The sequence below is a fragment of the Arthrobacter mobilis genome (genome assembly GCF_012395835.1).
Taxonomy (GTDB): domain Bacteria; phylum Actinomycetota; class Actinomycetes; order Actinomycetales; family Micrococcaceae; genus Crystallibacter; species Crystallibacter mobilis.
The window spans coordinates 193806-207037 of the sequence record NZ_JAAZSQ010000003.1 but is presented as its reverse complement, the minus strand read 5'-3'; the positions used below and the strand labels follow the sequence as shown (position 1 = coordinate 207037).

Here is a 13232-nt window from a genome sequence, read left to right as displayed (position 1 = left end):
CGCGGCCGGGCCGCTCGTTTTGGCGGGGTAGCGCCGCGGAGCGGGTCCATCGCCGCTGGTCAAGCATTGATTTTCCGCCTGGCCAGCGGATAGGTTCAGTTCAGGCTGATGTAATCCGCGCCATATGGTGCGGACGCCGCAAGCGATGTGGAGGTTCGACGTGACCCTGCGACCACTGACCGACGGCGAACGCACGGCAGCCCGGCTGAAGGCCACTGCGGCGCGGGCGGAACGCGCGGACGTCAAGGCCAAGCTGAAGTCGGGCCAGGCGACCGTGGCCCAGGTGATCGACGCCGGCCGGACGGTCGAGGCGATCGGCCGGCTCCGGGTCGCCGAACTGCTCGAGTCCCTGCCCGGGGTCGGCAAGGTGCGCGCGGCCCGGATCATGGACACGGTGGGCATCGCCCGCACCCGGCGCGTCCGCGGCCTGGGCATCCACCAGCGCAAGGCCCTGCTCGACCTGCTCGAACGCGGCTCGTCCTCCTGACACTTTCCGGCAATTTTCCGGCTGCCGGATCGGACCCGGTAAATTGAAGGCATGCCATCGACTTCCCGTTTGACTGTCCTTGCCGGGCCCACCGCCGTCGGCAAGGGCACCGTGTCCACCTACATCCGCGACAACTATCCGGAAGTCTGGCTCTCGGTCTCGGCCACCACCCGGCCGCCGCGGCCGGGCGAGGTGCACGGCGTGCACTACTTCTTCGTCTCCCCGGAGGAGTTCGACCGGCTGGTCGAAACCGGCCAGATGCTCGAATGGGCGGTGGTGCACGGAGTCAACCGCTACGGCACCCTCCGCTCCACCGTGGAGCAGGCCATGGCCGAGGGCAAGTCCGTGCTGCTGGAGATCGACCTGCAGGGCGCCCGGCAGGTCAAGCAGTCCATGCCCGAGGCGAATTTCGTCTTCCTGGCCCCGCCCAGCTGGGACGAAATGGTCCGCCGGCTGATCGGCCGCGGCACCGAAAGCCCCGATGAACAGCGGCGCCGGCTGGAAACCGCTAAACTGGAACTTGCTGCCGAACCGGAATTCGACTTCACCGTCATCAACGACGACGTGAAGCGGGCAGCAGACGAGCTCGTGTCATTGATGGGACTGGTCCCGCACCAGCGCTGACGCACGTCCCACAGAACTTTGGAGAATTTGTGTCGACCAACCTCGAAGGCATCATCAACCCGCCGATCGACTCCCTGCTGGAGGCGGCGGACTCGAAGTACGCCCTGGTGATCTTCGGCGCCAAGCGCGCCCGCCAGATCAATGCCTACTACTCCCAGCTGCACGAGGGCCTCTTCGAGTACGTCGGCCCCCTCGTGGACACCCGCCTGAACGAGAAGCCGCTGTCCATCGCACTGCGCGAGATCAACGAGGGCCTGCTGGTCAGCAAGCCTGTCGAGCAGCCGGCCGAATAGCAGAACAGCACCCAGAACGGATACCCGGGGCAGGCATGCGGATCGTACTTGGAGTGGGCGGTGGAATCGCCGCCTACAAGGCCGCATCCCTGCTCCGGTTGTTTAAGGAAGCCGGCCACGAGGTCACGGTCATTCCCACCGAGGCCGCCGACAAGTTCATCGGCCGGGCCACCTGGGAGGCGCTCTCGGGCAACCCGGTCAGCAACAGCGTCTTCGACGCGGTGGAAACGGTCAACCATGTGCGGCTGGGACAGGAAGCCGACCTCGTGGTCGTCGCGCCGGCGACCGCGGACCTGCTCGCCCGGGCCGCCGCCGGCCTGGCCTCGGACCTGCTGACCAACACCCTGCTGGTGGCCCGCGGCACTGTGGTCATGGTCCCGGCCATGCACACCGAAATGTGGGAACATCCGGCGACGGCGGCGAACGTGGCCACGCTGCGCGGCCGCGGCACCATCGTCATGGAACCGGCAGTGGGCCGGCTCACGGGCAAGGACACCGGCCCCGGGCGGCTGCCGGAGCCGGCGGAGATCTTCGATTTCGTCGCCCCCTACCTGCTGCCGGCCGGGGCGGCCCGGACCGCGGAGCTGCCCCTCGAGGGCCGGCACGTGGTCATCACCGCCGGCGGCACCCGGGAGCCGCTGGACCCGGTGCGTTTCCTGGGCAACCGTTCCTCCGGCAAGCAGGGCGTGGCGCTGGCCCGCGCGGCCGCCGCCGCCGGCGCCCGGGTGCACCTGGTCGCCGCGCACATGGAGGTCCCGGCGCCCGCGGACATGGAAGTGACCCGGGTGGAAACCGCGCTGGAACTGCGACAGGCGGCCCTGCAGGCCGCCGCCGGCGCCGACGTCGTGATTATGGCCGCCGCGGTGGCCGACTTCCGCCCCGCCGAGGCGGCAGGCACCAAGATCAAGAAGCGGGACGACGCCGCCGATCCGGTCATCACCCTGGTCCGCAATCCCGACATCCTGCGCGAACTGGTGACCCGGCGCTCCGAGCAGGAGGCGGGGCCGGAACTGATCGTCGGCTTTGCTGCCGAAACCGGCGACGCCGAGGCCGATGTGCTTGAGTACGCGCAGCAGAAGCTGGAACGCAAGGGCTGCGACCTGCTGGTGCTCAACCAGGTCGGCAAGGACTTGGTCTTCGGCCAGGACACGACCACCGTCACCATCCTGGACCGGGACGGCAGCGAACCGGCCACCGTCAGCGGCAGCAAGGATGCCACCGCGGCGGCCATCATCGAGCGGATCGGCAGCGAACTCAAACCCCGGTAGCCCGCAGGGCAGCAAACACCGGCAGCAAGCCCTGCGGATACCCACAGCCCGTGGCACGGGAGCACCCGGCAGCAAGTAAGGTATGTTTGTGACTTCAACTGACAGCAATCTGCGGCTCTTCACGTCCGAATCCGTGACCGAAGGTCACCCGGACAAGATCTGCGACCAGATTTCGGACGCGATCCTGGACGCCCTCCTGACGGTCGACCCCGATTCGCGGGTGGCCGTGGAGACCCTGGTGACCACCGGCCTGGTCCATGTGGCCGGCGAGGTGACCACCGAAGGCTATGTGGAAATCCCGCAGATTGTCCGCGAGACCATCCTGGAGATCGGCTACAACTCCGCCGACAAGGGCTTCGACGGCGCGCGCTGCGGCGTTTCCGTCTCCATCGGCCAGCAGTCCCCGGAGATCGCTTCCGGCGTGTTCAGTTCCGTGGAGGCGCGCGAGGGCATCCAGCAGGACGAGTACGACCTCCAGGGTGCCGGCGACCAGGGCATCATGTTCGGCTACGCCAGCGACGAGACCGACGTCTACATGCCCACCCCGATCTGGCTGGCGCACCGGCTCTCCGAGCGGCTGACCGAGGTGCGCAAGGACGGCACCGTTCCCTACCTGCGCCCGGACGGCAAGACCCAGGTCACCGTCGGGTACGACGGCGACAAGCCGGTGTCGGTGGAGACGGTGGTGATTTCCAGCCAGCACGAGGCGGGCGTGGAAATGAACCATCTGCGCGCCGATCTGGCCCGGCATGTGATCGAGCCGGTGCTCGCCACGTCCAGCCTGGACATCTCCAGCGTGCGCCACATCCTCAACCCGGCCGGCGACTTCGTCATCGGCGGGCCGGTGGGTGATGCCGGCGTGACCGGCCGCAAGATCATCGTCGATACCTACGGCGGCATGGCCCGCCACGGCGGCGGAGCCTTCAGCGGCAAGGACCCGTCGAAGGTGGACCGTTCCGCGGCCTACGCCATGCGCTGGGTGGCCAAGAACGTGGTGGCCGCCGGGCTGGCGCGCCGGGCCGAGATCCAGATCGCCTACGCCATCGGCATGGCCCATCCCGTGGGCATCTACGTGGAGACCTTCGGCACCGAAACCGTGGACCCGCTGAAGATCGCCTCGGCCATCAACGAAGTGTTCGACCTGCGCCCGCTGGGCATCATCAACGACCTGCAGCTCAAGCGCCCCATCTACAAGCAGACTGCTGCGCACGGCCACTTCGGCCGCGAGCACGAGAACTTCACCTGGGAGCGGACCGACCGGGCCGAGGCGCTGCGCAGCTACTTCAACGCCTGAGGCCATGGCTGCAGGCTCCGGGCAGTCCGGGGACCCCGTCCAGCTGTCCCTGCTGCAGGGTTTCGGCCAGCCGAAGCGGCCGCGGGGCACCTCGGCGGCAGCGGCCCACGATCCGGTCGCGCAGGTGCTGGTCGAGTCCCCGCTGCCGCATCTGGACCGGTTCTTCGACTACCTGGTGCCCGAAGAGCTGTCGGTGGCCGCCGTGCCCGGGGCCCGGATCAAGGCCCGCTTCGGCAGCCAGGAACTGCCCGGCTACATCACCGCGCGCAAGGCCGAGGCGGCCGAGGGCGTGCGCCTGGTCGCGCTGACCAAGGTGGTCTCGCCGCAGCCGGTGCTGACTGCCGGGCTGCTGCGCCTGGCCACGGCCGTGGCCGAACGCTACGCCGGGACCGTCAGCGACGTGCTGCGCGCGGCCGTGCCCCCGCGCGTGGCCAGGGTGGACCAGGAGTTCGCCGGTCGCGGCCCGGATCCTGCCGGCGCCGGCGGTGCATCTGCGGCAGTTCCCGGGCTGCCGGCCGTGGATGCCTCCTGCTTTGCCGGCTATCCCAGCGGTGCGGCCTTTCTGGCCCACCTGGCCGCGGGGGAGTGCCCGCGCGCGGTGCTCACCAGCCACCGGTCCTACGGGCCGGCCGGCTGGCCGGCGCAGGTGGCCGCCGCCGTCGCTGCCACCGTGCACAGCGGCCGCGGCGCCCTGGTGGTTGTGCCGGACGCACGCGACCTGGCCCGGATGGAAACCGCGCTGGCGGCGGCGCTCGGCGGCACCGGCTACGTCCGGCTCAGCGCCGAGGACGGCCCGACGCCGCGCTACCGCAACTACCTGCGCCTGCTGCACGGGGAGGTGCAGGTGGCCGTCGGCACCCGCTCTGCCGCCTACGCCCCGGTGGAGGAACTGGGGCTGATCGTGCTGTGCGACGACGGCGACGACCTCTACGTGGAACAGCGCGCCCCCTACCAGCACACCCGCGAGGTGCTGCTGCTGCGCGCCGGGCAGGAAGGCTGCGCGGTGCTGCTGGCCTCGACGGCCCGCAGCACCGAGGCCGAACGGCTGATCCAGCACGGCTGGGCCCGGCCCATCCAGTGCGAACGCCCGGTGCTGCGCGCCCAGACGCCGCGGGTGGTCAACACCGCCGACTCCTTCGAGCAGGAGCGGGACCCGCTGCTGGCCCGTGCCCGGCTGCCGCAGGCGGCCTGGCGCGCGGCCCGCGACGGGCTGGAGCGCGGTCCGGTGCTGGTGCAGGTGGCCCGCACCGGTTTCTCGCCGTCGCTGAGCTGCCAGGACTGCCGGACCCCGGCGCGCTGCCCCGGCTGCGGCGGCCCGCTGGGACAGGCCGGCCGGGGTGCGGCTCCGTCCTGCCGCTGGTGCGGCCGGCTCGCGGCGGACTACCGCTGTCCGGCCTGCGGCTCGGCCCGGCTGCGGGCCGCGGTGGCCGGAGCGGCCAGGACCGCCGAGGAACTGGGGCGTGCCTTCCCGGGCGTGGCGGTGGTCTCCTCGGCCGGCGAGCACGTCAAGGACACGGTCGGGCCCGGCGCGGCCCTGGTGGTGGCCACTCCGGGGGCGGAGCCGGTGGCCGAGGCCGGCTACGCGGCCGCGCTGCTGCTGGACGGCAACGCCATGCTCAGCCGCGAATCGCTGCGGGCCTCGGAACAGACGCTGCGCCGCTGGTTCGCCGCGGCCTCGCTGGTTCGTCCGGCCGGCGACGGCGGGATCGTCGTCGTCACCGCGGACAGCGACGCCGTCGTCGGGCATCTGGTGCGCTGGGATCCGGCCGGCGCCGCACAGCGGGAGCTGGACCTGCGCCGCGAGCTGCAGCTGCCTCCGGCGGTGCGGATCGCCGCGCTGACCGGCACCCCGGCCGCCATCGAGCTGTTCCTGCAGGACCTGCCGCTGCCGCAGGCCCGGCTGGTAGGCCCGGTCCCGGTCCAGGACCGGCAGCCGGCGCCGGAGCTGCACCGCCTGCTGATCTTCTTCGGCTACCGGGAGGCAGCCGAAGTCACCGCGGCCCTGCGCACCCGCAAGGCCGCGCTGTCGGCCAAGCGCACCCCGGATCCGGTACAGGTCCGCCTCGACGGCCTCGACTTCCTCTGACCAACCCCCATCGACTTCCCACATCACGCCCGTTTCCGGGGCGCAAACGGGCGCTATCTGCTCAGTCGATGGGAATGCCGGGAGCGCAGCCGGAGGACCTCTTCGGCGGCGGCCAGCAGCTGGGCGGCGGAGGTGTCCCAGTCGTAGCCGGAGGCGCGCCGCACGGAGTCCACCGAGGCCTGGCGCCAGCGCTCGTCCGACTCGAGCGAGCCGACGGCCGCGGCAAAGGCTGCCGGATCCTGCGGGTCCACATACAGCGCCGCGCCGCCGGCCACTTCGCGGAAGATCGGGATGTCGCTGGCAACCACAGGGGTGCCGGCGGCCATGGCCTCGATCAGCGGCAGTCCGTAGCCTTCGTCCCGGGACAGGGTCACCAGGGCCGTGGCCCGGTGCAGCAGCTCGCGGTAGTGGTCCTCGGAGACCCCGTTGTGGAAGACGAGCTGCTCCGGGTCGCGGGCGAGTGCGGCCAGTTCGCGCCGGCGCTCCGCAGCGACCGGGCTAAGCAGGTGCAGCCGGTAGTCAGGCAGCGCCGCCATGGCCTCGATCAGGGTTTCCACGTTCTTGTACGGCATGAAGGAGCCCATATACAGCAGGGTTTTCTCCCGCGGCCCGTCCGGATCCCGCGGCTCGCCCAGCGGCACCGAGGCATTGGAGACGATGTGCAGCGGGCGGCGGGTCAGCCGTGCCTGCCGCATCAGTGTGCGCGTGGTCTCGCTGACCGTGGCGACGGCGTCGGCCCGGTCCAGCAGCAGCCGCTGCGGCCAGTAGGCCTTGTGGTAGAGCCGCCACAACAGCCGCACCGGCAGCGGCAGGAACCCCGGGGGCTTCGGGTGCCGGTAGTAGATCAGGTCGTGCAGGGTCAGGATCAGCCCGTAGCGCCGGCCGAAGCTGCCCATGGTCTGCATCGGGCAGAACACCACATCCGCCCCGAGCCGGTTCACCGTCCGGGCCACGAAGAGCTCGGCGGGGGAGAGCGGGCTGTTGATCTTCACCCACGGCACGTCCGGCAGCCACTTCAGCTGCCGCTCGTCCGAGATCAGCATGGTGACGTCCGCGCGCCTGGCCGCGGCCTCGATCAGGTTGGCCCCGTAGCGGCTGATGCCGTCCAGTTGGTCGATGCGGGTATAGCGGGCGTCCATGACCAGTTTCATGCGGGCAGCTCCCGGGCAAAGCGGTCAACCAGCGCCGCCGCGGCGGCCGGTGCCTCGTAGTGGATCAGGTGCCCGACCTCCTCGATGAATTCCAGCCGGGCCTGCGGGATCAGCCCCGCCAGCCGGCGCTGGCTGGCCACGGAGCCGAGGTCGTCCTTGACACCGGCCACCAGCAGCACCGGCACGGAGAGCCGGGCGGCCACCTGGCCGACGTCGTCGGAAATGGAGGCCTGGAAGGCCTGCAGCACGACGTCGCGGCCGGCGAAGGCGCTGAAGTAGCGGCGGTGCTGGTCGTGGATGAACCGGCGCAGCGCCGGGTCCTTGGTCTTGGCCATCATCGCGGACATCGCGTGCACGATCGCCGGATGGCGCAGCAGCCCCAGCCCGGCCGGTTCGGGCAGCTTCGCCGCGAGCGTGTAGTAGGCCTGGGCCAGCCGCGAGGCCACCGCCTTCGGTCCCTGCAGGGCGGGCTCGCTGATCGGATTCACCAGGACCAGCGCACGGAAGGACCGCGGAGCCTCGGCGATCAGGCGGGCGGCGAGGATGGAGCCGAAGGAGTGGCCCAGCAGGAGGGTCTCCGGGCCCAGGCCCGTGGCCGCGGCGAATCCGGCCAGGAAGCGGACATAGCCGGGGACGTCGTGCCGGCCGGCCGCGAACGGCGCGGACTCACCGAAGCCGGGCAGGTCCGGGACCAGCACGCGGAAGCCGGGCAGGGCGGCAGCCATCAGCTCCAGCCCGTGATGGTCGCCGCGGAAGCCGTGGATCATCAGCAGGGCGGGGGCGTCCGGGCCGGTTTCGGCCGGGTATTCCCAGTAGCTGACGTTGCCGTGCGGGAAGGACAGGACATGGCGGAGCGCGCGCTCCCGGACCGGAGGCACTGCTTTAGTTCACCTCGTCCGGGTCCGAGCCGATCCGGCCGTCGCGTTCCAGCCCCGCCATCCGCTGCATCGCGTCCTCGTCCAGGCTGAAGCCGGCCAGGTCGAAGTTTTCCCGGAGGCGGGCGGCCGAGCTGGCCTTGGGGATGACGATATTGCCCAGCTGCAGGTGCCAGCGCAGGATGACCTGTGCCGGGGTACGGCCCAGGTCCCGGGCCAGCTCCTGCACCACCGGGTCCGCCAGCACCATGCCGCGGCCCAGCGGGCTCCAGGCCTCGGTGCGGATGCCGTGCCGGTCGTGGAAGGCGCGCAGTTCGGCCTGCTGCAGCCACGGGTGCAGTTCGACCTGGTTCACCGCCGGAACCACCTCGGTGGCCTCCAGCAGCTGCTCCAGGTGGTGGATCGTGAAGTTGGACACGCCGATGGCCCGGACCCGGCCCTCGTGGTAGAGCCGCTCCAGGGCCCGGTAGGTCTCGATGAACTTGCCGTGCCGCGGCCGGGGCCAGTGGATCAGGTACAGGTCCACATAGTCCAGCGCCAGCTCCTTGAGCGAGCGGTCATAGGCGTGCAGGGCGGCATCGAAGCCGTGGTGGTCGTTCCACACCTTGGTGGTGATGAAGATGTCCTCGCGGCTGAGCCCGGTCTCCTCCGCGGTGAACCGGTGCACCGCCTGTCCCACGCCGGCCTCGTTGGCATACAGCGCGGCAGTGTCCAGGTGGCGGTACCCGATCTCCAGGGCCTGGAGGCACAGCCCGGCGGCATCGACCGGCGGGACCTTGTAGAGTCCGAAGCCGACCTGGTCCATCAGTACGCCGTTGTTGAGCGGCACCTTCTCGGATCGCATAGGCAAGACTCTACCGAGCTTTGCCCCGGATCATCGCCCGCGGGCCGCAGATTGCGCCGGCTCCTGCAGGTAGGATCTGGCCCATGCCGGATTTCGTCTTGTCCATCGACCAAGGCACCACCTCCACCCGGGCCATGGTCTTCGACCACGCCGGCCGGGTTCTGGCCGCCGGGCAGAAGGAGCACCGGCAGATCCTGCCGCGCCCGGGGTGGGTGGAGCACGACCCGGCCGAAATCTGGGACAACGTGCGCGAGGTCGTGGCGCTGGCCCTGTCCAGGGCGGGGCTGACGCGGCACGACATTGCCGCCGTCGGGCTGACCAACCAGCGCGAGACCACCGTGGTCTGGGACCGGCGCACCGGGAAGCCGGTGTGCAATGCGATTGTCTGGCAGGACGTACGTACCCAGCCGCTGTGCGACCGGCTGGCTGCCGACGGCGGGCCGGACCGGTTCCGGGAGGCGACCGGGCTGCCGCTGGCACCCTATTTTTCCGGCACCAAGCTCGCCTGGATCCTGGACAACGTGCCCGGCGCCCGGTCCCGGGCCGAGGCGGGGGAGCTGCTCTTCGGCACCATGGACACCTGGGTGCTGTGGAACCTCACCGGCGGCCCCGCCGGCGGCGTGCACGCCACGGACGTCACCAACGCGTCGCGGACGCTGTTCATGGACCTCCGCACGCTGCAGTGGGATGAAGGGATCCTGGCCGCCTTCGGCGTCCCCCCGGCGATGCTGCCGCAGATCCGGTCCTCGGCCGAGGTCTACGGCACCGTCCACGGCTCCCAGCTGCTGCGGCTGGTGCCGGTGGCCGGGATCCTCGGCGACCAGCAGGCGGCCACCTTCGGCCAGGCCGCCTTCGGCCGCGGGGGTGCCAAGAACACCTACGGCACCGGCTGCTTCGTCGTGGTCAACACCGGCCAGGACATTGTCAGCTCGCGCAACGGGCTGCTCACCACCGTCGCCTACCGGATCGGTGCGCAGCCGGCGCATTATGCACTGGAAGGATCCATCGCCGTGGCCGGTTCGCTCATCCAGTGGCTGCGGGACAACCTGGGCATCGTTGGTTCCGCCGCCGAGGCGGAGGAACTGGCCGCCACCGTCCCGGACAGCGGCGGCGCGTACTTCGTGCCGGCGTTTTCGGGCCTGTTCGCCCCGTACTGGCGGCCCGAGGCCCGCGGGGCGCTGGTCGGGCTGACCCGGTTCGTCACCAAGGCCCATATTGCCCGCGCGGCGCTGGAGGCCACTGCCTTCCAGACCCGGGAGGTGCTGGACGCGGTGAACGCGGACGCTCCGGTGCCGCTGCGCGAACTGCGGGTCGACGGCGGCATGGTTGCCAACGATGCGCTGATGCAGTTCCAGGCCGACATCCTCGGCGTGCCGGTGGTCCGGCCGAAGGTGGCCGAAACCACGGCGCTCGGTGCCGCGTACGCGGCCGGGCTGGCCGCCGGTTACTGGTCCGGGCTCGAGGAACTGGCCGCCAACTGGGCCGAGGACCGGCGCTGGGTGCCGCAGTTGGCGGACACGGAACGGGACCGCCGGCTGCGGCTGTGGAAGAAGGCGGTGACCCGCACCTTCGACTGGGTGGACCCGGACGTCCGCCAGTGACACCGGTCTGGGGTAGAGTAATGGCGTGTTTGCCCTTTCGCTGAGCTAGCCGCATCCCGAGGCAGGTTCCGGCCACGGCCGGCGCAACCACCCGCACTACGTGCTGCGGCGCCCCTCGATGCGGAGGGGCTTTTGTGTGTCTGAGGCAACGCGGCAGCAAGCAGCAACAACCAGCAGCAAGATAGACCCAAGAGGACGAGGCAAGTCAACGTGAGTACGCAGTCTGGGAACGGGCAGGGCGAGTACAGTTTCTCCGCCATCGAGGCCAAATGGCCTGCCGTGTGGGAGGAGCTGGGGGTCTTCACGCCGGCCGACGACGGATCCCGGGAACGCCGCTACGTCCTGGACATGTTCCCGTACCCTTCCGGGGACCTGCACATGGGCCACGCCGAAGCCTTCGCGATGGGCGACGTCGTCGCCCGCTACTGGCGCCTGAAGGGCTACGACGTGCTGCACCCGATCGGCTGGGACTCCTTCGGCCTGCCGGCGGAGAACGCGGCGATCAAGCGCAACGCCCACCCCAGCGAGTGGACCTACGCCAACATCGAGACCCAGGCGGCATCCTTCAAGCGCTACGCGATCAGCGCCGACTGGTCCCGCCGGCTGCACACCTCGGACCCGGAATACTACCGCTGGACCCAGTGGCTGTTCCTGCGCTTCTACGAGCGCGGCCTGGCCTACCGCAAGAACTCCCCGGTCAACTGGTGCCCGAAGGACCTGACCGTGCTGGCCAACGAACAGGTGGTCAACGGGGCGTGCGAACGCTGCGGCACCCCGGTGACGAAGAAGAGCCTGAACCAGTGGTACTTCAAGATCACCGACTACGCCGACCGCCTGCTCGAGGACATGGACGAGCTCAAGGGCCACTGGCCCGAGCGCGTGCTGGCGATGCAGCGGAACTGGATCGGCCGCTCGGAGGGCGCGCACGTCAACTTCGCCATCGAGGCTGCCGGGGACCTGCCCGCCCGCGACGTCACCGTCTTCACCACCCGCCCGGACACCCTGTACGGGGCGACCTTCTTCGTCGTCGCCGCCGATACCCACCTGGCCCTGGACCTGGTCACCGCCGAGCAGCACGATGCGCTGATGGACTACCGGGAAAAGGTCAAGGCCCTCTCGGACATCGAACGCCAGTCCACCGAGCGGGAGAAGACCGGCGTCTTCCTGGGACGCTACGCGGTCAACCCGCTCAACGGCGAGAAGCTGCCGGTCTGGGCCGCCGACTATGTGCTGGCGGACTACGGCACCGGCGCCATCATGGCCGTGCCCGCACATGACCAGCGGGACCTGGACTTCGCCAGGGCCTTCGACCTTCCGGTCCGCACCGTGCTGGACACCGGCGAGGAGGACCCGTCCGAAACCGGGGTCGCCACCGCCGGCGAGGGAACGCTGATCAACTCGGACGAGCTCAACGGCCTGTCCAAGGCCGAGGGCATTGCCCGGGCCATCGAGCTGGTCGAGGCCGCCGGCACCGGCGAGCACGCGGTGAACTTCCGGCTGCGCGACTGGCTGCTGTCCCGCCAGCGCTTCTGGGGCACCCCGATCCCGATCATCCACTGCGCCGAGTGCGGCGAGGTTCCGGTGCCGGACAACCAGCTGCCGGTGACCCTGCCCGACGACCTGCGCGGGGAGGCCCTGGCCCCCAAGGGCACCTCGCCGCTGGCCTCCGCCGCCGACTGGGTCAACACCTCCTGCCCCAGCTGCGGCCGCGCCGCCACCCGGGACACGGACACCATGGACACCTTCGTGGATTCCTCCTGGTACTACCTGCGCTTCGCTTCCCCGCAGTACACCGAGGGCCCCTTCGACACGGAGGCCGTGGACAGGTGGCTGCCGGTCGCGCAGTACGTCGGCGGCGTCGAGCATGCCATCCTGCACCTGCTCTACAGCCGCTTCTTCACCAAGGTCCTTAAGGACCTGGGCCTGGTGAACTTCGACGAGCCCTTCACCGCTCTGCTGAACCAGGGCCAGGTGCTCAACGGCGGCAAGGCGATGAGCAAGTCGCTGGGCAACGGCGTGGACCTGGGCGAGCAACTGGACAAGTTCGGCGTGGACGCGGTGCGCCTGACCATGGTCTTCGCCTCGCCGCCGGAGGACGACGTCGACTGGGCCGACGTGTCCCCGTCCGGCTCGGCGAAGTTCCTGGCCCGCGCCTGGCGGCTGGGCCAGGATGTGGCCTCGCCGGCCGGCGCCGACCCGGCCGCCGGGGACCGTGCCCTGCGCTCGGTCACCCACCGCACGATCGCCGACTCCCAGGAGCTGCTGGAGGGCCGGAAGTTCAACGTCGTCATCGCGCGCCTGATGGAGCTGGTCAACGCCACCCGCAAGGCCATCGATTCTGGCGTGGGCGGAGCGGACCCGGCGGTGCGCGAGGCCGCCGAGGCCGTGGCCATCATCCTGAGCCTGTTCGCCCCGTACACCGCCGAGGACCTGTGGGCGGCGCTGGGCCATGAGCCGTCGGTGGCCGCGGCCGCCTGGCCTGCGGTCGAGCAGGACCTGCTGGTCCAGGCGACCGTCACCGCCGTGGTGCAGGTCCAGGGCAAGGTCCGGGACCGGCTCGAAGTGCCCGCGGACATCAGCGAGGAGGAGCTGAAGGCCAAGGCCCTGGAATCCGAGCACGTGGCCAGGACGCTGGACGGCCGCGGCATCCGCACGGTGATCGTCCGCGCGCCGAAACTGGTCAACGTCGTCCCGGCTTAAGGCCTGTGC

General features: G+C 70.5%; 11 protein-coding genes. 8 read left to right on the top strand and 3 right to left on the bottom strand.

The features are described 5' to 3' along the window. The first annotated feature begins 160 nt into the window (after positions 1–160). From mihF to HGG74_RS05720, 6 genes are all read left to right on the top strand, one after another. Positions 161–487, top strand: a complete 327-nt coding sequence (gene mihF, locus HGG74_RS05745) for an integration host factor, actinobacterial type (protein WP_168485381.1) — start codon at positions 161–163, stop codon at positions 485–487. Positions 488–538: 51 nt separating this feature from the next. Continuing rightward, positions 539–1111: a guanylate kinase gene (gene gmk, locus HGG74_RS05740; protein WP_168485380.1), complete on the top strand. Its 573-nt coding sequence runs from the start codon at positions 539–541 to the stop codon at positions 1109–1111. A gap of 29 nt (positions 1112–1140) precedes the next feature. Continuing rightward, a complete protein-coding gene (gene rpoZ, locus HGG74_RS05735) occupies positions 1141–1404 on the top strand; it encodes a DNA-directed RNA polymerase subunit omega (RefSeq protein WP_168485379.1) in 264 nt (87 codons plus the stop codon). A gap of 35 nt (positions 1405–1439) precedes the next feature. After that, complete coding sequence (coaBC, locus tag HGG74_RS05730) at positions 1440–2672, top strand: bifunctional phosphopantothenoylcysteine decarboxylase/phosphopantothenate--cysteine ligase CoaBC (protein ID WP_168485378.1); 1233 nt, start codon at positions 1440–1442, stop codon at positions 2670–2672. Positions 2673–2760: 88 nt separating this feature from the next. Beyond that, on the top strand, positions 2761–3966 hold the full coding sequence (gene metK, locus HGG74_RS05725) for a methionine adenosyltransferase (protein WP_312856754.1): 1206 nt from the start codon (positions 2761–2763) through the stop codon (positions 3964–3966). Positions 3967–3970: 4 nt separating this feature from the next. Continuing rightward, positions 3971–6052, top strand: a complete 2082-nt coding sequence (locus HGG74_RS05720; protein ID WP_168485376.1) for a primosomal protein N' — start codon at positions 3971–3973, stop codon at positions 6050–6052. Positions 6053–6105: 53 nt separating this feature from the next. Here HGG74_RS05720 and HGG74_RS05715 read toward each other — a convergent pair whose 3' ends face one another. From HGG74_RS05715 to HGG74_RS05705, 3 genes are read right to left on the bottom strand one after another with little or no spacing between them, the layout of a single operon-like run. Continuing rightward, complete coding sequence (locus tag HGG74_RS05715) at positions 6106–7203, bottom strand: glycosyltransferase family 4 protein (RefSeq protein ID WP_168485375.1); 1098 nt, start codon at positions 7201–7203, stop codon at positions 6106–6108. After that, the gene (locus HGG74_RS05710; RefSeq protein ID WP_312856753.1) at positions 7200–8081 is read right to left on the bottom strand and encodes an alpha/beta fold hydrolase; all 882 of its coding nucleotides are present in this window, start codon (positions 8079–8081) and stop codon (positions 7200–7202) included. The genes HGG74_RS05715 and HGG74_RS05710 overlap by 4 nt, the downstream gene beginning before the upstream one ends. A gap of 4 nt (positions 8082–8085) precedes the next feature. Then, entirely contained in the window at positions 8086–8922 is an 837-nt protein-coding gene (locus HGG74_RS05705; protein ID WP_168485374.1) for an aldo/keto reductase, read from the bottom strand. An 83-nt stretch (positions 8923–9005) separates the two neighbouring features. Here HGG74_RS05705 and glpK point away from each other — a divergent pair, with 83 nt between their 5' ends. After that, positions 9006–10523: a glycerol kinase GlpK gene (gene glpK / locus HGG74_RS05700; RefSeq protein WP_168485373.1), complete on the top strand. Its 1518-nt coding sequence runs from the start codon at positions 9006–9008 to the stop codon at positions 10521–10523. Positions 10524–10733: 210 nt separating this feature from the next. After that, positions 10734–13223: a leucine--tRNA ligase gene (leuS, locus tag HGG74_RS05695; protein ID WP_168485372.1), complete on the top strand. Its 2490-nt coding sequence runs from the start codon at positions 10734–10736 to the stop codon at positions 13221–13223. Positions 13224–13232: the final 9 nt, after the last annotated feature.

Coding starts and splice junctions, on each gene's coding strand:
- gmk (WP_168485380.1), top strand. CDS start 539: ATGCCATCGACTTCCCGTTTGACTGTCCTTGCCGGGCCCACCGCCGTC.
- coaBC (WP_168485378.1), top strand. CDS start 1,440: ATGCGGATCGTACTTGGAGTGGGCGGTGGAATCGCCGCCTACAAGGCC.
- HGG74_RS05720 (WP_168485376.1), top strand. CDS start 3,971: ATGGCTGCAGGCTCCGGGCAGTCCGGGGACCCCGTCCAGCTGTCCCTG.
- HGG74_RS05715 (WP_168485375.1), bottom strand. CDS start 7,203: ATGAAACTGGTCATGGACGCCCGCTATACCCGCATCGACCAACTGGAC.
- HGG74_RS05705 (WP_168485374.1), bottom strand. CDS start 8,922: ATGCGATCCGAGAAGGTGCCGCTCAACAACGGCGTACTGATGGACCAG.
- glpK (WP_168485373.1), top strand. CDS start 9,006: ATGCCGGATTTCGTCTTGTCCATCGACCAAGGCACCACCTCCACCCGG.